This window comes from Saliphagus sp. LR7, assembly GCF_003344565.1.
GTDB classification, from domain to species: Archaea; Halobacteriota; Halobacteria; order Halobacteriales; family Natrialbaceae; genus Saliphagus; species Saliphagus infecundisoli.
Genome location: NZ_QPND01000005.1, coordinates 99323 through 121184 on the forward strand (window position 1 = coordinate 99323; position 21862 = coordinate 121184).

The 21862-nt window shown below is 60.1% G+C and carries 20 protein-coding genes; 11 read left to right on the top strand and 9 right to left on the bottom strand.

Annotation, left to right across the window (positions count from 1 at the left end; translation table 11 throughout):
- Window positions 1–7 precede the first annotated feature (7 nt).
- Entirely contained in the window at window positions 8–1393 is a 1386-nt protein-coding gene (locus DVH23_RS09205; RefSeq protein WP_114577151.1) for a sulfatase-like hydrolase/transferase, read from the bottom strand.
- A gap of 571 nt (window positions 1394–1964) precedes the next feature.
- On the opposite strand from DVH23_RS09205, the gene DVH23_RS09210 reads away from it, so the two are divergent.
- The 4 genes from DVH23_RS09210 (at window position 1965) to DVH23_RS09225 (ending at window position 6504) form a co-directional block, all read left to right on the top strand.
- The gene (locus tag DVH23_RS09210) at window positions 1965–3266 is read left to right on the top strand and encodes an ABC transporter substrate-binding protein (protein WP_157972367.1); all 1302 of its coding nucleotides are present in this window, start codon (window positions 1965–1967) and stop codon (window positions 3264–3266) included.
- A gap of 67 nt (window positions 3267–3333) precedes the next feature.
- Entirely contained in the window at window positions 3334–4281 is a 948-nt protein-coding gene (locus DVH23_RS09215) for a carbohydrate ABC transporter permease (protein ID WP_114577153.1), read from the top strand.
- Window positions 4282–4370: 89 nt separating this feature from the next.
- Window positions 4371–5138 (top strand): carbohydrate ABC transporter permease, encoded by a 768-nt coding sequence (locus DVH23_RS09220; protein WP_157972368.1) that lies wholly within the window; start codon window positions 4371–4373, stop codon window positions 5136–5138.
- A 217-nt stretch (window positions 5139–5355) separates the two neighbouring features.
- Window positions 5356–6504, top strand: a complete 1149-nt coding sequence (locus tag DVH23_RS09225) for an ABC transporter ATP-binding protein (protein ID WP_114577257.1) — start codon at window positions 5356–5358, stop codon at window positions 6502–6504.
- Between the two features lie 353 nt (window positions 6505–6857).
- Here DVH23_RS09225 and DVH23_RS09230 read toward each other — a convergent pair whose 3' ends face one another.
- A complete protein-coding gene (locus DVH23_RS09230) occupies window positions 6858–7712 on the bottom strand; it encodes an MBL fold metallo-hydrolase (RefSeq protein ID WP_114577155.1) in 855 nt (284 codons plus the stop codon).
- 97 nt (window positions 7713–7809) lie between these two features.
- A complete protein-coding gene (locus tag DVH23_RS09235) occupies window positions 7810–8238 on the bottom strand; it encodes a hypothetical protein (RefSeq protein ID WP_114577156.1) in 429 nt (142 codons plus the stop codon).
- A gap of 239 nt (window positions 8239–8477) precedes the next feature.
- On the opposite strand from DVH23_RS09235, the gene DVH23_RS09240 reads away from it, so the two are divergent.
- From DVH23_RS09240 to DVH23_RS24995, 4 genes are all read left to right on the top strand, one after another.
- A complete protein-coding gene (locus tag DVH23_RS09240; protein WP_114577157.1) occupies window positions 8478–8825 on the top strand; it encodes a winged helix-turn-helix domain-containing protein in 348 nt (115 codons plus the stop codon).
- 209 nt (window positions 8826–9034) lie between these two features.
- Window positions 9035–9739 carry a DUF4013 domain-containing protein gene (locus DVH23_RS09245; protein ID WP_114577158.1) on the top strand — a complete coding sequence of 235 codons (705 nt, stop codon included), beginning with the start codon at window positions 9035–9037 and terminating at the stop codon, window positions 9737–9739.
- Between the two features lie 227 nt (window positions 9740–9966).
- Window positions 9967–10770, top strand: a complete 804-nt coding sequence (locus tag DVH23_RS09250; protein WP_114577159.1) for a GIDE domain-containing protein — start codon at window positions 9967–9969, stop codon at window positions 10768–10770.
- A 691-nt stretch (window positions 10771–11461) separates the two neighbouring features.
- Window positions 11462–11590, top strand: a complete 129-nt coding sequence (locus DVH23_RS24995; protein ID WP_255565234.1) for a hypothetical protein — start codon at window positions 11462–11464, stop codon at window positions 11588–11590.
- Between the two features lie 11 nt (window positions 11591–11601).
- On the opposite strand, the gene DVH23_RS09260 is transcribed toward DVH23_RS24995, so the two are convergent.
- Window positions 11602–13029 carry an endo-1,4-beta-xylanase gene (locus DVH23_RS09260; protein ID WP_114577161.1) on the bottom strand — a complete coding sequence of 476 codons (1428 nt, stop codon included), beginning with the start codon at window positions 13027–13029 and terminating at the stop codon, window positions 11602–11604.
- Window positions 13030–13116: 87 nt separating this feature from the next.
- Window positions 13117–14172 carry an isocitrate/isopropylmalate dehydrogenase family protein gene (locus tag DVH23_RS09265; protein ID WP_114577162.1) on the bottom strand — a complete coding sequence of 352 codons (1056 nt, stop codon included), beginning with the start codon at window positions 14170–14172 and terminating at the stop codon, window positions 13117–13119.
- Window positions 14173–14987: 815 nt separating this feature from the next.
- Here DVH23_RS09265 and DVH23_RS09270 point away from each other — a divergent pair.
- Complete coding sequence (locus DVH23_RS09270) at window positions 14988–15272, top strand: DUF433 domain-containing protein (RefSeq protein WP_114577163.1); 285 nt, start codon at window positions 14988–14990, stop codon at window positions 15270–15272.
- Window positions 15269–15610, top strand: coding sequence for a DUF5615 family PIN-like protein (locus tag DVH23_RS09275; protein WP_114577164.1), 342 nt, complete (start codon window positions 15269–15271; stop codon window positions 15608–15610). The genes DVH23_RS09270 and DVH23_RS09275 overlap by 4 nt, the downstream gene beginning before the upstream one ends.
- A gap of 161 nt (window positions 15611–15771) precedes the next feature.
- On the opposite strand, the gene DVH23_RS09280 is transcribed toward DVH23_RS09275, so the two are convergent.
- The 4 genes from DVH23_RS09280 to DVH23_RS09295 all read right to left on the bottom strand — a co-directional run bounded on the left by DVH23_RS09280 (window position 15772) and on the right by DVH23_RS09295 (window position 19456).
- Entirely contained in the window at window positions 15772–16347 is a 576-nt protein-coding gene (locus DVH23_RS09280) for a hypothetical protein (RefSeq protein WP_157972369.1), read from the bottom strand.
- Between the two features lie 153 nt (window positions 16348–16500).
- On the bottom strand, window positions 16501–17586 hold the full coding sequence (locus DVH23_RS09285) for a metal ABC transporter permease (RefSeq protein ID WP_114577166.1): 1086 nt from the start codon (window positions 17584–17586) through the stop codon (window positions 16501–16503).
- Complete coding sequence (locus DVH23_RS09290; protein WP_114577167.1) at window positions 17583–18407, bottom strand: metal ABC transporter ATP-binding protein; 825 nt, start codon at window positions 18405–18407, stop codon at window positions 17583–17585. The genes DVH23_RS09285 and DVH23_RS09290 overlap by 4 nt, the downstream gene beginning before the upstream one ends.
- Entirely contained in the window at window positions 18404–19456 is a 1053-nt protein-coding gene (locus tag DVH23_RS09295) for a metal ABC transporter substrate-binding protein (RefSeq protein WP_114577168.1), read from the bottom strand. The genes DVH23_RS09290 and DVH23_RS09295 overlap by 4 nt, the downstream gene beginning before the upstream one ends.
- A 362-nt stretch (window positions 19457–19818) precedes the next feature.
- Here DVH23_RS09295 and gyrB point away from each other — a divergent pair, with 362 nt between their 5' ends.
- A complete protein-coding gene (gyrB, locus tag DVH23_RS09300) occupies window positions 19819–21750 on the top strand; it encodes a DNA topoisomerase (ATP-hydrolyzing) subunit B (protein WP_114577169.1) in 1932 nt (643 codons plus the stop codon).
- Window positions 21751–21862 lie beyond the last annotated feature (112 nt).

Consider the following 21862-nt stretch of genomic DNA (forward strand, 5'->3'; position numbering starts at 1 on the left):
CGCGGACTCAGTATCCGGCTCCCTCGTACTCGAGGTTCGGGTTCGGACCGTATCCGAGTTCGTCGCGTCGCTCTCGGAAGCGATCGACAGCATCGGTGTATTCCGGATCGTCGATGAAGTTTCGTGTTTCGGATGAATCGCGCTCGAGGTCCCAGAGTATCTCCGGCAGCTCCTCACCGTAGTACTGGTACTTCAGATGATCCTGCTTGATCATCAAGTTCTGCCCATCGAACTGACTGACCGTCTCGTTTTGCCAGTCATCCTCGACCCCCTCTATGAGCGGGACGAGACTACGACTATCGAGTCCATCAGGAATCGGCAGGCCGGCCAGCTCGGCGAGTGTCGCGTATAGATCACACAGATTGACGTTCTTCTCGACCCGTCCAGAATCAAAGCGCTCGGGCCATCGGATGACAAGCGGAACGCGGACGCTTGCCTCGTAGAACTTCTTTTTCTCCCATACTCCGTGTTCTCCCAGCATCTCGCCGTGATCCGAGGTATAGATGATTATCCACTCTTCGAGGTTCTCGCCAGCGGCCTCCAGAGCAGCCATGATCCGCCCGAAGTAGTCGTCCACAGTTTCGACCATCCCGTAGTAGGCCGCTGTCGCCCGGCGCAACTCTCGTTCGGACGCGTCTACTCCCGGTTCAACGGTATATTTTCGGAGGAAAGAGTGATCGGGTGGCTCCTCGAGATATGGATCAACCCGGTTGAGATAGTATTCGAACTTTTCCTGGGTTGTAAAGAACGGGAAATGGGGCTGGATGAGACTGACCTTCAGCAACAACGGCCGCTCATCGGCCCGCTGTCGGTCGTAGTACGGGCTATTGAAATACTGAGAGATGTACTGCTCCGTGCCCTCGACCGAGCGTCGGTCCTGCACCTGTACACGTGAGTCACCGACACCCGCACGCTTGACCTCCTTCGAGTAGGACCACTTCCACTCGCTGCCCGGGTCGTAGTCCTTCTCCCATCGGTCGAAGGCATCCGGGTCTTTCTTCTCGAGGTACTTGTGATGGAGCGGCCGCTTCATCGGGGTCGGTCCGAGGCGCTTGCGCCATCCTTGCATCTGATCCCAGCCTTGGTGGTGGAGTTTTCCCGCGCAGGTCGTCATATACCCGTGTTCCGCGAAGTGACGGGAGAAGGTGTAGTATTCGGGGTCAAGATCATCCCAACCGAGACAGCCACACGTCCTGGGCAGTTCCCCGGCCATCAACGATTGGCGGGCCGGGACGCACACGGGCGATGGCGTGTAAGCGTTAGTGAAGACGGTCCCTGTCTCGGCGAGTGAGTCGATCGTCGGTGTTCGGACGGTCTCGTCGCCGGCGTACCCCAGTACGTCCGGCCGGTGCTCGTCGTCCATCAGGAACAGTATATTCGGTCGGTCCGGCATAGGTACCGCATAGCGCCGTCGCTTAAAAAAACTCCGGCAGCACCAACGCGAATCCGAATCGCGTACTCTCTCCGGCCAACTACGATCTCGCTTATGATTCCGACTCTAAACCCGATCCCAAGGGTTCACTCTCTATTCAAGATGTCAATACAAACGGATTGAGGATTATCGATTGTTACGCCTGCTCAACGATTGATTGGTATCTTCCAGTAGGTGAGACTCCGAAGCAGCCACATATCCTAGAAAAGATTTATTACCTTCTACGCAATCCTTCCAGATGGACATGGTAGATAATGACAGCCGAGACCGTATCGTATCACGCCGACCCTATCTCAAGCTGGTAGGTGCTGGTCTGGCGACGGGGCTCGCCGGTTGTGTCGGAGGGGATGGTGGGAACGGCAACGGTAACGGCAACGGAAATGGCAACGGTGGGAACGGTAACGGCAACGGCAACGGAAATGGTAACGGTGGGAACGGTAACGGCAACGGCAACGGAAATGGTAACGGTGGGAACGGTAACGGCAACGGAAACGGTGGGAACGGCAACGGCGGGAACGACAGCAACGAGAGTATGGACATCGAGGGCCAGAGTTTCTCCTTCTGGAGCGTCGACTGGTCCCAGTCCGAGGCCGCCGAAACCTACGTCGACGACACAGTCGAACAGTTCGAGAGCGATTCAGGTGCTACGGTCAACATACGGAAAGCCGAGAACCCGGCTGGAAATCAACAGGTATGGGTACAATCGTTCGAGAACAACGATTACCCGCACGTCTTTGAGGCAGGCGCAAACGTTGGGACCATGATCGATATGGGCGTCGTCAAATCCGTTGACGACTACATTGACTTCTTTAGTGACGAGTTCCGTGAGCAGTTCGAACCGTGGCTAGAGCCGTCCGCGGCGCAATTCAGAGGCACTGAAATGTCTCGAACGGTGTTGCCGATGTTCGGTGATGCGCGGTCTCCGATGGTCGCACGACGGTCGGTTTTCGAAGAGACACCGGGACTGTCCCCTGACGACTTCCCGCCGGAATCGTATGACGAATACATTGAGATGGCCACCACGCTCCAAGAGGACGGCCCGGTCGACTTCGGGACCCTGATCTTTGGCGCGGGCGGAGACATCCTTGACAACATGCTTCCAGTGATGGCCTATCACGAGGGTGGACCCATCGACGGCGCGATCTACACCGAGGACTGGGAAAGCGTCAACTTCTCCAACGACGCCTGGAAGGAAGCATTTACGAAATATTGTGAGGTCTACACCGAACATGAACTCTCACCCCCCTCTACGCCGAGTGCGGAGGACGAGCAGGTAGGGGCGTTGCTGCGCGAGCAACGAATCGGAATGGCGTGGCACGAACTATTCACTTTCCCGAACATCAGAGACCAAATTCCCGACCTCATTGACGACCTGATGTACGGGACGATGTGGGGATCCGAGGAGTACCCCGAAGCTATCGCCCGGGGCAATCTTTCGGGTTTCTGTTTCACTACCCCTCCGGACGGCGAAGACGCAGAGGAATGGGAGCAAGCCCAGCGCGCCGCTGCCCAGTACCTCGAACAAACCTATGGGTCCGTCGAGTACCAAGTTCGAGCGGCCCAAGACTACGGGCGTCTCCCGCTCCGCGAGGATTCCTGGGATGAAACCGAATCCACTGCCGAAGAGAACAACAACGTCGTCATTCCGACGATGTTCGAAATGCTCTCGACGATCCGTGACACCGAATTCTTCGGGCAGAACCACCCCCGGAACACTGCCGTAGTCTATACCGACGTGCCGCCGACCCTACAGGAAGCACTCACCGGTGACGTCTCTCCAGAGGAAGCGATGGAGAACGCTCAACAGGCCGCAGAAGAGCGGTTGAGTAGCTGAAGAGACTCGCTTCCACCCTCGGTTGAACCGCAACAACTAATACCCGTGTCAATCTTACCCATACAATATGAGCGTTTCATCAGTGTACCAGACGTATAAGAGCCAACTGTTCAATCGGTACCAGTCCGCAGGAACAACGTTCAGAGAAAACAGATTCGAGTATCTGCTGGTGATGCCGGCGTTGGTACTGATCGGTCTGCTCCTTTGGGTGCCCTTCATACGAGGCGTTTACATGTCGCTTTTTAACTGGCCACTGCTCGGCGAGAACGAGTGGATCGGGCTGGGCAACTACGAATTCCTGTTCGGTTGGGAGCCGTTCTGGACGTCGGTAAGAGTGACCCTGATCTATAGCATTAATACAGTAATCCACATGGTGCTAGGTGTCGTCGCCGCACTGCTGGTGTATCATATGAGAGGCGTCCCAAAAAAGCTGACCAGTGGGGCCTTTCTCATCTCGTATGCGATGCCGCCCGTCGTGACGGGCACTCTCTGGCTATATCTGGTTGATCCCGAGTTCGGCCCGATCATGACGCTGCTGGTTGATATCGGGATCCTTTCCGATCCGATATTCTGGAAATCGAGCGGGACCGCAGCCTTAGTCGTCGTCACCCTTGTGGCCGGCTGGACGTTCTGGCCGTTCGTCTTCCTAATCGTCCTCGCCAGCCGGGAAGGAATATCCAAAACGCAGTACGAGGTCGCGAGGATGTACGGCGCCAGTCGACTCCAGCAAACCCTGAAGATTACGCTCCCACAGTTGAAGTCGGCGATTCTCGTCGCGGTGAGCCTCAGACTCATCTGGAACTTGGCGAAGGTGTCACAGCCGTTCCAGATGACCACGGGTGGCCCGGGGTACGAAACCTCCGTACTCGGATTACTACTGTACAGGGACGCGTACTTCGCCGGTCAGATGGGTCGAGCGTACTCGGTAGGGATCATACTGCTCCTTATTACACTCGGGGCAGTAATGATCTTCCTCCGTGAATTCGAGCGCCAGAGCGGGGAGGTGGAGTTCTAATGAGCACCGCCTCTCGGAGAGCTCAACTGTCGGTATCCGATATCCTCTACAAGCTGTTGTTCTATTCGACGCTAGGAATGTTCCTGCTTATGGTTCTCGTCCCACTCATCCTGGTTATTTCGGCGTCCTTTCGGCCGCTGGTCGAGATCTATGCGACGGACGTCTACCTGATCCCAAAAGAGCCCACGATCCAACCCTGGATCGACGGTTACGAGGATCTCAGACCAAACCTACTCAACAGCCTATATATCGCGACCGGGACGGTCACCATTGCCCTGGTCGTCGCGATTCCTGGGGCGTACGCGTACGCCCGGACATCGTTCCCGTGGAAGAAACCGCTGTTCTACATCATCATTCTATCGCTGCTGTTTCCCCATGTGCTGCTCGTGATTCCGATCACGGATCTCTGGTACGACTTCGGTCTCTACAACACCTTACCCGGAGTATGGCTCGGCCATCAGACGTTCGTCGTTCCGTTCGCGATCTGGATCATGCGGGACTTCTTTCAGAAGATGCCGAGCAATCTCGAAGAAGCAGCCCAAATCTACGGCTGCACACAGTGGAGTGCGTTCGTCCGGGTCGTGCTACCGCTTGCGAAACCAGCGATCATCGCCGTGCTCTTTCTGGCCTTCCTGAACGGCTGGAACGACTTCCTGTTCGCGAACATGGTGACCGACAGCAGGGGACCGCAACCAGCAGTCGTCCAGCTTTACCAGACGATCAACGGCGGGAGCGGCGAGGCGACTGACTGGCAGCTGCTCATGTCGGAGTCGTTGATCATCGGCCTGCCGCCCGTCACCCTCTACCTGTTCGCACGGCGGTATATCTCGGAAGCGTTCGCCGTCAGCGCTTCGTAGCCGATCTGCTTCCATTTGTTTCAGGTGATACTCATCCGCTCTTTCAGTTGACCCAACAGAGTAGCTGACGACCCCAGATCAGAATCGTCAAACGATCAGTGTACAGTGTCTGAATCCGCTACGAGTCCAGAACGCGCTGGGTGGTTTTTTCCTTCGAAGTTTGGAAAGAAGAAATCCAATAAGTATAACCTCCCATGAGGGGATGTACCAATGGGATATGAGTTCATCACGAGACTCGCAAGAGATCAGTCCGGCAGAACAAACCCAAGAGCCGGCGCACTATATCGACATTAACGGTCTTCGAAAAACGTTCTCCAACGGCACTGTCGTTGCGGTGGATGACTTCAACCTTGATATAGAAGAAGACGAGTTCGTCGTCTTCCTAGGTCCCTCTGGGTGTGGGAAAACGACGACGCTACGGTGTATCTCGGGACTCGAACTCCCTGACGAGGGGGAGGTCATCCTCAACGGGAGAGACGTCACGTTTGACAAGCCAAAAGACCGGGATTTGGCGTTCGTCTTCCAGAATATCACGCTGTTTCCTCATATGACCGTCAGAGAGAACATACGGTTCGGTCTGGATATGAAGACGGACCTCTCGAAAGACGAAAAGAAACGGAAGGTTGAGGAAACCGCCGAGCTCTTGGACATCGCAGAAACGCTCGATCGTCAACCGACCGCTCTCTCCGGCGGACAACAACAGCGCGTCAGTATCGGCAGAGCAATGGTGATGGAACCAACTGCATTCCTCCTAGACGAGCCCTTCGCCAACTTGGACGCGAACCTCCGTGACCGAATGCAGACCGAGATCAAGCGCCTCCAGCGTGAACTCGGGAAGTCAATGATCTTCGTTACTCACGACCAAGAGGAAGCGATGACGTTAGGAGATAAGATCGTCATCATGGAGGACGGGGAGATCCAGCAAGTGGGAACGCCGTACGAGATCTACAATCAACCGAAGAACCTGTTCATCGCGAAATTCATCGGCTCACCGTCAACGAATATATTTGAGGGAACCGCCAAGATCAACGGTGAAGAAATATATATTGAAACCGATGATTTTGAAGTTAGGCTCCCAAACGTCCGGGCCTCGGAGTTTTCAGCTTCAAATGGTGATATGGTGTTTTTAGGTATTAGACCCGAGTACATGCACGTCGTGCCCAAGTCAGAAGGAATCTTCAACGCCGAGATCGATGTAAAGGAACTACATGGGGAACACGACGCAATCTACTTCACCGTAGGTGAGACGCCATTTACGGTAACAGAACCCCAAGGACAGGTTCAGGACACTGAACGCGTGAAAGGGGTTGACTTCGACACTGACAAAATCTGGCTGTTCAACGAGAGAGAAGAACGCATTCATTAGCAGGACTCACATCAGTGAAGAATAACAAGATATTACTTGTGCTATAGTTATGATATTTCTTAGACAAACTTGTGATCTTAGTAAGGGAGAGGCTTGTCAACAAATTCGGCGGTCTGAAGCTCAATAACTGAACTAGTTGAAGACCATATTTGCACTATATATCAGATTCTATATCAACAATATTTTTAGATATTTTCCTAATGCTGAAACAGACGCGGATATCCAGCTATAGTTTACTGGAGTGCCCATATTTAAAATGATTTTCAATACAAGGGATATGTGTGGTATCCTCCCGCACCTTGAGTGGTCACTGCAACACATAAATATCCAGAAATAACGTGGCGATCTAGTTCTCAGCCGTCGTCGAGATGCGTCGGGGTGACGACACCGGGCCGATCGAGCCTGAGACGGTCCCCGACTTCGACCTCCTCGATGGCGTGTGGGTACTCGAACGTCGTCGCCGCCGCCTTCAGCGCGCCGGGGTCTGCCTGGATCGACCGCCAGCGACGCCAGTGGGTGGGCACGAGTCGGTCGATACCGACGGCGTTGGCGGCGTCGATCACGTCCTGGGCGTCGTTATAGAGTTTGCGTCGGACGACCTCGCCGTCGTCACCCAGCCGGCGGGCGGTGGTTCCGTACGAGACCATTCCGAGATCCACGTCGAACTCGTCGCCGACCGCGTCGAACGCCTCGCAGGGACGGTTGTCCCCGCCGTGGAAGACGGTCCCAGTCGGCGTTTCGATGACGTAGGTGACGCTGCCCGCGGCGTCGGGGTCGTTCCCGCCGCGAACGTGGACGGTCAGCTCCCCGACCGCGACACTGTCGCCGGGTTCGACGGCGACCTGGCTCTCCTCGGGAACGTCGCTCACATCGTGGATGTCGTAGCACTCGGCCGGGGCGTGGACGGCACCACCGTGGTCGAGGAGCGGTCCGAACGAGGGCGGCCAGAAGTGGTCGCGGTGGTCGTGGGTACAGAACACGGCATCACACTCCTCGGCCCACCCCGGCTCCATCGGGACGGGGGGCATCCGTGCGATGTACTCGCGGTCCCGTTCGGTGCTGAAGTAGGGATCGATGTAGACGGTCGTCTCCGGCGTCCGGATGGCCCACCCGGTGACGCCAAGAAACCACAGCGAGACGCCCTCGACCTCGGCACCCTCGAGCTCCTCGCGGATCCACCACTCGCCCCAGTCGCTGGTGATCGTCATCGACACACCCGTCGAGTCGTCCCGTCGGTCTCCCCGCGTCGGGTCATAGAACAGCAGTTCGTACGGCTGTGCCTAAAGGTTCCGACGGCAGCGATCCTCACCGAGACTGTTCGCCCCACGCCGGCGCGCCATCGAGGCCCGACAGCGCATGGTCTCGAAGGTGTGGCACGCATAGCTCGACGAACGTCGTGAGATTGGCCGCAGCCGAGGGTTCATACCCGAAGATCACGCCCCGTTCGTCGGGCTGGTTGAAATGGAGGAGGATCAACTCGTCGAAGAGGTGAAGCGAACAGTAAAACGAGCCGACGTCGAAGAGCCGTTCTCGGTCGGTATTGCCGCGAGCCTCGTCCCTGAACGCCTGCACGACGTCCTCGCTGTTGGTATCCCAGTTTTCGACCTGTTCGTACACCGCCGTCTCGCCATAGAGGAACCGCCACCCCTCCGGGTCGTACTCGACCACCATATGGAGCGTGTCGCCGGTCTCCTCAAGCAGAAACTCGATCAGGTCAGCCTCACCGTCACTCATACGCCATCCCCTCGGTGGCGTTCGTCGGCCCAACGCGACGGCCCGTCTCGAGAAAACCCATGTCGTATAGTGAAAGTATAGCCATCAAAAATGTATCGTTCCCTGAAAAAACGGGCGGCCGAGCGCCGGCCACCAGTCGACCGGGAACGAGCGAGTCTCCGTCGAACGGATCCGGAGACGACGTTCGGATGCCGGAGCCAGTCAGAAGACGTATCACTCGGAACGAGGTAGTGGCTGGTATGAAACTGCGCCAGCCGACGGATTTCCTGATCCTCGAGGCGCTCGAAGAGAGAGGGCGCAACGTCGCGACGAACCTGCAGGCTCACACGGGCAAGAGCCGCCAGAACATCAACACCCGGCTGCCCGTGTTAGCGGACTACGGGCTGATCAGGAAGATCGGGCCCGCCGAACGCTCGGGCCTCTATGAGATCACCCCGAACGGAAAGGCCGCCCTGATCCACCGAGAGAAGTACGGCGAGGTAGACGACTTCGAGGCACTGCTCGAGGGGCCGACTGCGGAGATCGACGACCAGGCCGGCGCCGCCGGGTTCGCACGCTGTGAGTCCGAGGACGGTGACTCGGAGTAGCCTCCCGTCGTACACGTGGGGGCGACACCGCGTCGAAGGCGACCCCTTCTGACGAGTATATTGACAGGTTTTCGATATGATCTAGTGTGAGTTGGACCGGGTTTTCGGGAAGTAGAATCCCACAGACCCTCGAAACAGTTATCTCCTCTGGGAACCTATCAACTATACCAAGAGTATGAGTCGCGGACTCGTTCTCCCACCACACCACCATGCTTACCACAGCGTTCGAGTACCTCCGGACTAGCACCGACTGGGAGCGCACCGTCCTCATCGGCGGACTCCTCACCGTCTTCAGCTTCCTGCTGATCCCGGCGTTCGTCGTGATGGGATATCTCCTCGGCGTGTTCCGTGCGACGATGCACGGCGACACCGAACGGCCGCCCGTCTTCGACGACTGGGGAGCCCTGGCGGTCGACGGGCTGAAAGGCTACGTCATCGCCTTCGTCTACGGGTTGGTCCCTGCCGTCGTCCTCGGCGGGACGTTCGTCTTCGGGTTCGCCGGCCTCGCCTCCGGCAGCGACGCGGGCGCCCTGACCGGCGGGCTCGTCCTGCTTGCCGGCGGTCTCCTCACCGCTGGCCTCTGGCTCGCAGTGGCCTACGTCCTCCCCGCCGCGCTCCTGAACTACGCCGAGACCGGTCGTCTCGGCGCGGGGTTCGCCGTCGGTGACATTACCCCGATGCTCACGAACCGGGCATACATGCGGGCGTTCGCCTACGCCCTCGTCGCTGGCGTCGCCTTCGGCGTCGTCGCCGGGCTCTTGAACGTTGTCCCGGTGCTCGGGGCCATCGCGAGCGCGTTCGTCGGCTTCTACGTGGCCGTCACGGTCGCGTACATCTACGGGCGGACCTACGCCGAGATGCACGTCGTCGACGTCGCCGACGGGAACGCGATCGACGAGAACGCCGCGATCTGAGCGAGCGCTCCCGTCCTCGCTCGACTGGCTGCACCCTTTTGGAACTACCACACAATGACCGCTCATGAGACGATCCACGGACCCACGACCGATCCACAGGACCGAACTCGCCAGGAGATGCGCCCTCGAGGGACACCACCGTTCGCAGACTGGACGACGCGGCGAGGGCGGCGCGAGGAGAGCCTCGTGACCGGTCGACACGGCGATCAACGCGACGCCACCGGCCTATGATCGCAGTCGGCGTGACGCTGCCGACGGGACTCGGCCAGCTCGCGCTGCTCGCGGGCGCACTGGTCGGTGCCCTGGCCGCGTTCGGCTATGGACTCACGGAGCTACGGACGGCCTACCGAATGCACACGACGGCAGGCCACACCGTCGCGGACGTTGCCAACTACCCGGGACCGGTCGAGATCGAGGGCGTCGTCAGCGCGACGACCGAGGCGCTGGCCGCGCCGTTTACCGGCACCGACTGCGTCGTCTACGAGTACACGATCGAGGAGCTGCGCCGGGACAAAGACGGCGATCGGACGTGGAAGACGATCGATTCGGGCGAGAAACGAGTCCCGTTTCGCGTCGAGGACGACACCGGAAGCGTGCTGGTCGAGCCGGCCGGCGCGACCCTGCGCCTCGAGCACGAGCGCGTGGTCCGCTCACCGGTGGACGAGACGCCGCCCGCCGCGATCGGCGACTTCCTCTCGACGCTCGAGCTGGGTGGGTTCGGGATCGACCTCGGACGGGATCGCCGGTACATCGAACGCCGGATCGACGTCGGCGAGCCCGTCTACGTCTTCGGGCCGGCACGCCACGACCCGACCGCGAGCACGGCGGCCGGCGAGGTCAACGCGGTCATCGGCCACACACAGGAGAGGGGAGTCCGCGAGCGACTCGCCGATCGGCTCCTGGGTCGGACCCTGTTCGTGCTCGCCGACGGGAGCGAGACAGCGGCGCTGTCCCGGACCCTCAAGGGGGCTCTAATCGCCGGACTTCTCGGCGTGTTCGTCCTTGTCGTCACCGGAGTCGTCCTCACGTAGCGAGAAAGGAAATCGACAGCACGAATCCACGCAGTCAAGTACCCCGCCCTAACGCTCGCCTACGGCTCGTGTTTGGTGACGGGGCTTGTCTTCGCGGTGGGCCAGCCGGTACTGGCGATGTAATTGACCGTCGCCTCGCGCTATGTGTCTTCGGGGCGTAAACCGTCTGAGAAGGGGCCAACAGCACTCTTAGCGGATCGCGTCGAAAACGCACTCGAGTACCTGCCTCGAACTCACACCCTCGGCTCGTTGCCTCCTCGGACGACCGTCTCGAATACGGGCCTCATGAGATGTCGGTGTCGGCAGCCGACCGGAACGATACTGGTGTCGGAGGTTCAGTTCGGACAGTCCATCCCTCTTCGCGTCTCCGTCGTTCCGTGAACCCGTATCGGCGTGAGTGTGATGCCCATTCAGGGCTGGGGAACGTACTTATCCGGGCCGGCCATCCAATCGCCTGGACTCGTATGCAGTGGATACCACTGACCGACAGGATACGCCGTCAGTAAGCGGTTCGCGCGACCGCCCGTTGGAGGGCCGTAGCGAGCTGCGATCGATGGCGTGGAGAGAACCCATGGACGATGCCGAACTACTCCGTCGAGAACGCCGTGCCGCACGTGAAGAGCTGGTCCGCAAGCGATCCCGCGACGATGAACAAACGGGACCAGCCACCACGGGAAGCCGACTACCGCTCATGCCCGACCGTGACGACGAGTTCCTCCGGTTGTCGTTGATGAGCGTCGACGAACTCGAGTTGCACGTCGAACGGCTCGACCGCGACCTGGTGGACCTCGAAAACGGATTCGACGAAATCGAGGAGTGACGTGAGTGCTGTTAGTTCGAACCCCTCCTCCCGGGCGGGGTGAGATCGACAGTGACGGTCTCGGTGTCATCGTCGATCGAGACGGTGGTCTCACCGGAGAGGCCCCCCTTCTCAGCGGTGATCTGATAGTCACCTTTGAACCCACGCGTGGTGTACCGGCCGCCACAGTCGGTTTCGCCGCGCTCGTCGGTCCACCACTCGTCGAAGACGAGTTCCTGGAACTTCTCGCCGTGGGGCCGCACCGTCCAGTCGTCGTTGTAGTACGCACCGGTGGGCCGCCAGTGATCGCCGGCCCAGAAGCCCCAGGACATGACGCCTTCGACGGCCTCGTGGCTGAACGACGCCGTCAGGAAGTCCCGAAGGAAGTCGGTTTGCCACTCGACCAGCTCCTCGTTCTCACGACTCTCGATCTGGATGTCGAACTCGGTGATCAGGATCGGCAGCCCGAGGTCGCCGTACATGTCGTAGGTTTCGAGCAGCTCCTTCGGGGGCGTCACGTTCCCGTTGGGCTGCTGGACGTGGCCCATGAAGCCGACCCCGTCGACGGGCGCCCCATCGTCGAGGAGCCGTTCGACGAACTCGTAGTGCGGGTCGCGGAAGAAGTCGCCGGCGACCGCACCCATCTCGTTAGTGTACAGCTCGCCGTCGGTCGCCTCGGCCCCCGCGTTCCACCACTCGAGGACGGCGTCCCAACCGAGGTCGGCCCCGTCCTCGGCGCGGAAATTGGGCTGCCAGATGGGGTGGTTGTGCATGTCCCACTCGGTGACCAAGTCTCCGACGTCGGTCGCGTGGTTCTGGATGCGCTCGGTGACGAGCTGGCGGAGTTCTTCGTCCGAGAGCGAGTCGGGATCGTCGATCGACATGCCGCCGCCGCCGTCGGTGCCGTACTCCTCCCAGAGGAGATAGTGTCCGCGGGCCGGGATATCGTGTTCCTCGAGCCACTCGAGCGTCTCGATGGCGCCCTCCTTGCTGTCACCCCAGGGACCCAGGAAGGAGGGGTACTTCAGCCCGTTCTCGATGACGGCCTTGTTAAAGTCCTCGAGGAACGTGTCCCGGTAGCGCTCGTCGTTCTCGCTGTCGCCGAGGATGTGACTCACCGAGACGGCACTCCCGAAGTCGAACGCGTGGTCGGCCATCTCGATGTCGACCGTGGCACCGTTCATCGGCTGGCCGCCAGGATTGCGGACCTCGACCTCGAAGTCCGTCTTCCGGATCTCCTCGATGCGTTCGTGGGCGGCCTCGCGCCATGATGCGTCCTCGGAACGACCATCGTAGGTTACTGGGTCCTGCGCCGCTGCAGCCGGCATTCCTCCTGCTGTCGTGCCGACGCCAAGCGTTCCGAGTACACCGAGTGTCTGCAGGTACCCACGGCGATCGATCGACAGGGTGTCTCGTTGGCTCTCCGATCCGGACTCCGAACGCGATTCGTTATCAGTCATGGATTTTTCCTATGGTTACTGTGGCTTATACTCACGAATATCAATATATGGGTACGAGATGATGTTTCCGGGTTGGGAATAGACCCGTTATAGTCGTGCTTCCAGGTCGGTGACGACCGCCTCCGTGCCCGCGTTACCACCGAGGTCTAGCGTTCTAGGTGCGTTGGGGTCGGCCAGTTGCTCCTGGACGGTTTCGCGGAGTCGAGCCGCCGGAGCGGCTTCGCCGAGGTGCTCGAACAGCATGGCGCCCGAGAGGACCGTCGCAAGGGGGTTTGCAATCCCCTCGCCGGCGATATCCGGGGCGCTCCCATGAACTGGCTCGAACATCGACGGCGCCGTGCCGTCGACGTTGAGGTTCGCCGATGGCGCCAGGCCCATGGTGCCGGCGATTATCGCGCCGAGATCGGTGAGGACGTCGCCGAAAAGATTCGAGGTGACCAGGACATCGAACTCCTCTGGTCGCCTGACGAGGTCCATCGCTGCCGCGTCCACGAGCAGGCGCTCGACCGTGACGTCCGGGTACTCCTCGGCAATGTCCGCGACGACCTCGTCCCATAGGACCATTCCGTAGGCCTGAGCATTGGACTTCGTTACGTTGGTCAGGTTCTCTTCGCGCTCGCTCGCGGCCTCGAAAGCGGCGCGAACAACTGTTTCCGTCCCCTCGCGGGTGAACACAGCACTCTGGACCGCCAATTCGTGGTCGAACCCCTGATGCTCGCGACCGCCGACATCGGCGTACTCACCCTCAGTGTTCTCCCGGAAAATCACGAAATCGATATCGCCGCCCTCGTAGCCCCGCAGCGGGCTCTCGACGCCCTCGTACAGTACAGACGGTCGCTCGCAGACGCGCTGATCGAGCCGCTTACGAATCGGGAGCATGAGACCGCGGAGAGTCACGTGGTCGGGGATCTCTGGATGGCCGACGGCACCCAGTAAGATAGCGTCGTAGCCACGAAGCGTGTCGACACCGTCGGCTGGCATCATTGATCCCTCCTCGAGGTATCGCTGGCTTCCCCAGTCGAATCCAGTGTAGGACAGGGAGACGCCCTCACGGTCCGCGGCCTCGTCGAGCAGCGGTCGTACAGCCGACACGACCTCCGTTCCAATACCGTCCCCTGGGATCACTGCGATGTTATATGCCATTTCTCGCCATACCCAACCGGGCCGCAAAAACGTTCCGGCGATCAGCCGGCGGTTGCGTCGAACTGCTCAAACGTCGTGTCCACCCCGACATTGGGGTAGCCGTGAGCGACAGCCTCGCCAGTTTGCGCGTCGAACAAGTGACTATTCCCTTCGGTGAATCCCACGATTCGGTCGTGTGGAGGATGTCAACGAGCACGAAAAACGGACAACGGATCCCTCTGCCGTTCGTGAAGAACGAGCTATCGGCTTCTTGCCAACGAGAATGTGGAGGGTACGACAGTAACACCGCCAGATGGCCGCGAGTGAGCGATGGCTCTTGACATCCATCGAACGCGGGCTTTACCGTCCAGGCGCTGGTATTGACGATTCCTCCGGAGACAGCTATCGTCTCCGGTAGGTCCTTGAGTGGGTGTTTCTCAGACGGATCGCCAACGATCGCTCGAAGATGGACCCGCCAGTAGTGAACTGCGAGAGCAGACCGCGTTCGGGTAGGGTGGTTGTTCGTGGAGCGTGGTGACCCTATGGCAGTTGTGGCCCCGTGGACGCCAGCTGTCCCCGTGGCGTCCGTGTCGGTCGACGACGTTTCACCCGTCTTCTTGAGCGTGGTGCCCCGACGGTAGGCTGCCTTGGTGGCTCTGTCGAGGCGGGTGGTTTCGGATTCGCAGTCGGCAAGGCGGGAGTCGAGGGGTCTCGACGTGGGCCTCAAGGTCGGTAACGCGGTCGGCGAGCTAATCGGTTTGCTGACGGAGGGCCTCGTTTTCCTGGGCTACACACCCAGCGGATACGTTTACATAACGGGGCACCGTATTATGTCTATGAGCCAAGTGGCGAGTCGGATCGTTCGGACGCTCCACGACGAGCCTCACCTCGAGGGGCGACGACTCACGGTTCGATTTATCAAAGAACAGGTCGAGGATCGTGGTCTCGACCCACGGACGGTCGCTGATCGCCACGACCTAGATGTTGCCGATGTCTACCGTGCCCTCACGTATTACCACGATAACCCGGCGGAACTGCGCACGGTCGAACGAAACCGGGAGGCTGCAATTGCCGAGCACGAGGACCGGACGACCGATCCGGCTGCCGTTCGTGAGGAATGAGCTACCGGCTGCTCGCCGATGAGAACGTGGAGCTTGCGACGATCACATACCTGCGAAAACTTGGCCACGATGTCGAACGAATCGGTGACTCAGCCGACCTCGACTTTGGATCGAGCGATGACGAAATCGCTGCATATGCCCGTCGTACTGACAGGCTCATCCTCACCCAAGATGACGACTTTTTCACTTCAATGGACGTCGAAGAGACGGCCGGCGTGTTGTTCCAGACCGACGGGACGCTATCGGCACGAGAAGTCGGCGACATCGTTGACGAGCTGTCCCGATATCTCGATCAATTGGACGTCACGCTCGAGTACGTGACCGACGATTGGTTGTAAGACGGATACCGGAGCTACACCAACTTACGGACGGCCTCGTCCATGGACAGCTGTCGTCTCCGAACACACGCTCCCGGGGGGTCCCTCGCGGTGATCGCTGACGATCGCTCTTATCGCTTGGACCCACCCGTGAACGGGTGGGGTTCCGCTGTTATTTTGTCTCACTCGTCAGCCACTGCGCCCCCTATCAAGCCTCCAATGAGCCCACAGACGATGTTCGCGACGAACGCGCTTCCAATGAGAAGGAGACTAACAGCCCCGACAGCGACGAGAACCTCGTCGCGTTGGAGGAGGTCTGCCAGCACCGGCTCACCGCTGGCAATGAGCCCACCCATCCCCGTGAGTGATACCACGAGAACCATCCCGACGAACGGAATGGTCGCAACGACTCCCGACATGCCACCCACCAATGCCCCGGAGCCAGCACCCCGGCGATGAACCAGTCCACCGGCAAACGCGCCAGCCATGATCCCGAGGAAGTACACCGGAAAGAACTCGGCCGCGATCACCAGAGCGAACACGAACCCCAGTATCCCACTGAGGAGCGTGTTGAGCCAGAACCGCCCCGCTAACGTGGTGGCTCTAGCTGACGTCTCATCCTGGGCCGTCGACTCCGTCCGGGCGTCTGTCGTCGCTGCCGACGCTGTGCTCTCCGCTTCCCTGGTCATGTGCGTCTCGTCGGGATCGGTCCGGTCCGTGTCCGGGTCGATAGTTTCCCCATGGTGCTGCTCGGCCACCGGTATCTCGTCCCGGAGCGACGTCCCACAGTCGGGACACTCCGTTGGCCCCCCCGGGAGGTCCACCCCGCATGTGTCACACTGTACCATATCCTTCGTGTATCGTGACGCTCTCACGGGAAATACTTCACTATAGTACCATAAGCTACCAAATCAGTCATCCCCCGTCCCGGTGTTGACATCCACACTGTCGGCCTCAATGCTCCCCATATCGGGCGTGGTCCGTTCACCCCGGATAGACTGGACCTTGCCCAGCGCGATGGCGCAGATGTAGATTCCCACGGCCACGAGGACGATGACCCCACCGGCCGTGACTCCGCCGTAGTAGGCGACGGCGATACCCAACAACACTGCGAGCTCCGCGAGGACGACCGAAACAACGAGCGATTCGGAGAAGCTTCGGGACACTTGGGTCGCGCCCGCGACTGGAACTACGAGCATCGCAGCGACGAGGATGACGCCCATGATCTGCATCGCGCCGACGACGACCATCGCCGTCAGCATCACCATCACCCGGTTGTACCAGTTGACGGGGATGCCGGAGACGGCGGCTGCGGTCTCGTCGAACGTCACGTACAGGAGCTGGTTGCGCGTCACGGCCACCGTCCCGACGATGACGGCAAACAGCACCAAGAGGATGGCCGCACTCTGGGGCGACACCGTCGAGAGGTTGCCAAAGAGAAACTGGTTGACGCCGACGGCGAGTCCGCCCGCATTGAGGCTGATGAGCGTCGTTCCCAGCGCGAACCCCGTCGACAGGACGATGGCCATCGAGACGTCGTTATAGGCGTCCGTGACTTCGGAGATGAGCTCGATGAAGAGCGCGGCGATCATCGCCACGACGACGGCGGTGAGATATGGTGATACTCCGAGGTCGATGACGGCGTTCAGGAACAGCCCGATGGCGACCCCGGCGAACGCGGTGTGAGCCAGCGCGTCTCCGATGAGTGCGAGCTGTCGGTGGACGAGGAACGTCCCGATGAGCGGCGCCATCACGCCGACACAGAGCCCAACGAGTATCGCCCGGTGCATGAACCGGTACCGCGGGTTCAGCATCTCCAGACCCGTCACGTAGTACACCCAGTCCATCAGCCAGTACCACTGGTCCAAAACCCACAGGAGGACGCCGAAGACGAGGTCGCCGGCGGCGCCGAGCCAGCTTTGCAGCGGGAGCATGAGCGACGGGTCTACGATGGCGAGCACGCTCGCTCCGAGCGTGGCCGCGACGTCCACGCTCATCCGTCGACCTCCCCGAGAAACCTCGCCTCGGTTCCAAACGCCCGTGCCAGCGCGTCGCTGTCGACGAACTCGTCGGTCGGGCCGTCGAAGTAGACCTCGCGGTTCAGGCAGACGACGCGGTCGGCGTGCTCGACGACCGCCCCGAGATCGTGTTCGATGAGGAGGACGGTGATACCCTCGGCGTGGAGCGCCGCCAGTAGATCGTAGAAGGCGTCGACCGACTCGGCGTCGACGCCGACGGTCGGCTCGTCCAGGACGAGCAGGTCGGCCTCGCTCGCCAGCGCCCGCGCGATGAACGCACGCTGGCGCTGGCCTCCCGAGAGCTGTGTGACGCGCCGGTCGGCGAACCCGCTCATCCCGACGGTCGCGAGCGCGTCGTCAACGATGGTCCAGTCCGCGCTCGACAGGCGGCCAAACCCCACGTGTGGGAACCGCCCCATCTTCACGACCTCGCGAACGGTGATCGGCATCTCCTTCGTCGCGCTGGCTTGCTGGGCGACGTAGCCGACCCGCTCGCCGTCGTCGAAACGGGCGGCGCGCTCACCGAACAGATGGGCTGTGCCCCTGTCAGGCTCACGCAGGCCCACCATCAGCTGCATCAGCGTCGACTTACCAGAGCCGTTCGGCCCCACGATGGCGACGTACTCACCGGGGTCGATCGTCAGCGAGACGTCCTCGACCACGGGTGTTGCCGTGTAGCCGAAGGTGACCTCCGAAACGTCAATGACCGGCTCGGTCGCTGGGGCGTCCGACTCCATCGTGGTGGGCGTCTGCTCAGCTGTGCCGGCTGCGCTCCCGGAATCGGTGTCGTGTGTGCTCATATCGGTTCGAAATTTCGCCACTGTTCTAGCCAGTCCTCCGACGGAGCTGCGTCCTCGGGTGGTTTGTTGCCGAGGACGATCTCGAATGTCGGCATGTTGATGTTGTACGCGATCTCTTCATACCCCCAGTTCTCCGCGACCCAGTCTTCGCGGACGCCGGCGTATGGCGTCACGGGGAAGTACGCCTCCACAGCCGTCTCGCGGACGAGCTGCTGGGCCGGGCGTTGGGACTCAAAGACCCCGTTAGCGATGTACGTGATCTCGTTCTCTCGGATGATCTCCGCCGCTTCGCGTACGTCCTCGGGTTTGACGTCGTTGCTCGCCGCCAAGTTCGTCACTAACGGCCGCATCTGCACGCCGTAGCGCACTCCAATGTACTGGAACGCGTTGTGCGCGGCCAACTGGACGATATCGCGCGTGGATCGATCGAAGACGGCCTCGTAATCCGCGTCGATTCGGTCGAGCACATCGGTCTTGTACGCCTCGGCGTTCTCGTGGACGGTGTCGACGTGCTCCGGGACGATCTCGGCGAATCCGTCGGCGATGTTATCGACGGATTGCTTCGCGCGTCGAGGATCCAGCCAGAAGTGGGGATCTTTCCCGCGATTCTCCCCCACCCCCTCCTCCTCGCGGTCGAGGGACAAGGCGAGATCCGCTAGATCGATGCCCTCCCGGACGTTGATGAGTGCCGTCTCGACATCGTCGGCCGTGATCGTTTGGATGGCGCGGTCGGCCCAGGGTTGGAACTCGTCCCCGACGTGGATGAACGCGTCCGCCTCGATGATGCGCTGGGTGATATCAGCGTTGGGCTCCCACCCGTGGCCATGCAGTCCCGTCGGGACGAGGTTCTCTACCGTCAGCGGGGTCCCGTCGGCGATCTGCCGGCCGAAGTCGAAGAAGCTGAAAAACGAGGCCACGGCGACCGGCCCGTCGCTCCCATCGTCACTATCACTCCCGGTCTCTACCGGCGCGCTCGGCAGTGCCGTGCATCCGGCCACTCCCGCCAGCACCGCCACACCGCCTGTACGAAGCGCGTCCCGTCGCGTCACTGCTCGCCCGTCAGATATCTCGTGTGACATGGTTATCAAAACTCTGGATTAGCCGTATCTAATTCTCAATTTGCTACGCCCACATATATAGATTATGGGCGTGGAAACGTGGTAGATGAGGTGAATGACCGCCAGAAGCGTACTGTCTTGTTCGCGTGGGTAGAGGCTGCTCTACACCTGTCGGCGAGAAGGCCGTGAGCAAGTATTGCTTCCGAACGACCCGACAGTGGGCCGGCTCCCTCTCGTTCACCGAAGCTCGGATGGTCTTTCGCCCGCGCGCGCAGGGATCATCTTTCTCGCAGGCGTTCAATCGTCCCCGTATAACTTATCTATTTGGGGAATAGACCACTTTTAGGTAACGAATGGCTCAAGAAAACGATTACAGTGCCGGACATATCCAAGTATTAGAGGGATTAGAGGCCGTCCGTAAGCGGCCAGCGATGTACATCGGCTCACCCGACTCACAAGGACTGCACCACCTCGTATACGAAGTGGTCGATAACTCGATCGACGAAGCACTAGCTGGCTACTGTGACAATATCACCGTCTCAATCCACGATGATGGCTCAGTAAGTGTCGCTGATGATGGCCGGGGAATCCCCGTCGACACCCACGGAGAGTACGATCGGCCCGCTCTCGAAGTCATCATGACCGTCCTACACGCCGGCGGCAAATTCGACAATAAGTCCTACCAGGTTTCCGGTGGTCTCCATGGTGTCGGTGTCTCAGTCGTTAACGCCCTCTCGGAGCGTCTTGAAGCTGAGATCAAACGAGATGGTGGCGTCTTCCAGCACGCATTCGAATCCGGCGAACCCATTGGCGACATGAAACGGCTTCGTGACATGGCACCGGACGAACAAACGGGAACCAGGATCCAGTTTTGGCCCGATTCGGAGGTCTTCACGACCACGGAGTTCTCCTTTTCGACGCTCTCGAACCGGCTCCGGGAACTGGCCTTCCTCAATTCGGGAGTCGCGATCACCCTCTGGGATGAGCACAAGGATGCCGAAGAGAGCGACCCTGTCAGCGAAACCTACGAATACGACGGAGGCATCCGAGAGTTCGTCGAGTATCTGAATGAGACACGGTCAGTAATGCACAAAGACGTGATCTACTTGGAAGATACGGAGCAGAACGTCCAAGTCGAGATCGCGATGCAAGCCACTGAGGAACCCCAAGGCTCGATCCATGCCTTCGCGAACAACATCAACACCCGTGAAGGCGGCACCCACCTCACCGGGTTCAAGACCGCGCTAACACGGTGTGTCAACGACTACGCGGGCGAGAACGATCTGCTCTCGGATCTCGAGGAGAATCTCCAGGGCGAGGACATCCGGGAAGGCCTGACGGCAGTGATTTCGGTCAAACATCCCGACCCCCAGTTCGAGGGCCAGACGAAGACAAAACTCGCTAATGGCGAGGTACGAGGAGTCATTGAAAGTGTCATCCATGAAGGTATTAGCACCTACTTCGAGGAACATCCCGATACTGCTCAGGCGATCGTGATGAAAGCCGTCGAGGCCGCGAAAGCACGGAAGGCCGCGAAGAAAGCCGAGGAGCTCACGCGCCGGAAGTCCGCGCTCGACTCGACGTCGCTGCCCGGAAAGCTGGCGGACTGCCAGACGAAAGATCCCGAGCGAGCCGAGTTGTTCATTGCGGAGGGGGATTCGGCAGGCGGCAGCGCCAAACAGGCTCGCGATCCCGAGTTTCAAGCAGTCCTCCCCATTCGGGGGAAAGTGCTCAACGTCGAGAAACACCGGTTGGACCGCATCCTCGAGAACGACCAGATCCGGAACATGATCACCGCGATCGGCGCGGGGATCGGTGACGAGTTCGACGTCGCCGACGTCCGCTACAAGAAGATCATCATGGCGACCGACGCCGACGTCGACGGCGCCCATATCCGGACGCTCTTGCTGACCTTCTTCTACCGGCACATGCGCCCGCTGCTCGAGGGCGGTTACGTGTACGCGACCCAGCCGCCGCTGTACCGCATCCGGTATCGCGGCGAGACCTACGACGCGATGACCGACGCCGAACGCGACGAGATCGTCGAAGAGAAATGTAACGGCAACCCGACCCGCGTCCAGCGGTTCAAGGGCCTCGGCGAGATGAACCCCGAACAGCTCTGGGAGACGACGATGAATCCCGAAAACCGCATCCTCAAACGGATCACGATCGAGGACGCCGCCGCCGCCGACAAGATGTTTTCCGTGTTGATGGGCGACGCCGTCGGCCCGCGAAAACAGTTCATCAAGGATCACGCTCCCGAAGCCGAGTGGATCGACATATAGCCAAGTGAATTATTTTCCGTCTGAAAGCAGAAGCCACCGAGAGGAATCCTCCCGTGTCCGTGTTGGTCTCGGACACTACGCGCAGATTCACTACCAGCCGCACACGACCTTG

Excerpts from the sequence above, each read along its gene's own strand:
- DVH23_RS09260 (WP_114577161.1), bottom strand. The coding sequence starts at position 13,029 with ATGACTGATAACGAATCGCGTTCGGAGTCCGGATCGGAGAGCCAACGA.
- DVH23_RS09240 (WP_114577157.1), top strand. The coding sequence starts at position 8,478 with ATGAAACTGCGCCAGCCGACGGATTTCCTGATCCTCGAGGCGCTCGAA.
- DVH23_RS09215 (WP_114577153.1), top strand. The coding sequence starts at position 3,334 with ATGAGCGTTTCATCAGTGTACCAGACGTATAAGAGCCAACTGTTCAAT.
- DVH23_RS24995 (WP_255565234.1), top strand. The coding sequence starts at position 11,462 with ATGCCCGACCGTGACGACGAGTTCCTCCGGTTGTCGTTGATGAGCGTC.
- DVH23_RS09265 (WP_114577162.1), bottom strand. The coding sequence starts at position 14,172 with ATGGCATATAACATCGCAGTGATCCCAGGGGACGGTATTGGAACGGAG.
- DVH23_RS09270 (WP_114577163.1), top strand. The coding sequence starts at position 14,988 with ATGAGCCAAGTGGCGAGTCGGATCGTTCGGACGCTCCACGACGAGCCT.
- DVH23_RS09225 (WP_114577257.1), top strand. The coding sequence starts at position 5,356 with ATGAGTTCATCACGAGACTCGCAAGAGATCAGTCCGGCAGAACAAACC.
- DVH23_RS09250 (WP_114577159.1), top strand. The coding sequence starts at position 9,967 with ATGATCGCAGTCGGCGTGACGCTGCCGACGGGACTCGGCCAGCTCGCG.
- DVH23_RS09290 (WP_114577167.1), bottom strand. The coding sequence starts at position 18,407 with ATGAGCACACACGACACCGATTCCGGGAGCGCAGCCGGCACAGCTGAG.
- gyrB (WP_114577169.1), top strand. The coding sequence starts at position 19,819 with ATGGCTCAAGAAAACGATTACAGTGCCGGACATATCCAAGTATTAGAG.
- DVH23_RS09245 (WP_114577158.1), top strand. The coding sequence starts at position 9,035 with ATGCTTACCACAGCGTTCGAGTACCTCCGGACTAGCACCGACTGGGAG.
- DVH23_RS09285 (WP_114577166.1), bottom strand. The coding sequence starts at position 17,586 with ATGAGCGTGGACGTCGCGGCCACGCTCGGAGCGAGCGTGCTCGCCATC.
- DVH23_RS09220 (WP_157972368.1), top strand. The coding sequence starts at position 4,371 with ATGGTTCTCGTCCCACTCATCCTGGTTATTTCGGCGTCCTTTCGGCCG.
- DVH23_RS09235 (WP_114577156.1), bottom strand. The coding sequence starts at position 8,238 with ATGAGTGACGGTGAGGCTGACCTGATCGAGTTTCTGCTTGAGGAGACC.
- DVH23_RS09275 (WP_114577164.1), top strand. The coding sequence starts at position 15,269 with ATGAGCTACCGGCTGCTCGCCGATGAGAACGTGGAGCTTGCGACGATC.
- DVH23_RS09230 (WP_114577155.1), bottom strand. The coding sequence starts at position 7,712 with ATGACGATCACCAGCGACTGGGGCGAGTGGTGGATCCGCGAGGAGCTC.
- DVH23_RS09205 (WP_114577151.1), bottom strand. The coding sequence starts at position 1,393 with ATGCCGGACCGACCGAATATACTGTTCCTGATGGACGACGAGCACCGG.
- DVH23_RS09210 (WP_157972367.1), top strand. The coding sequence starts at position 1,965 with ATGGACATCGAGGGCCAGAGTTTCTCCTTCTGGAGCGTCGACTGGTCC.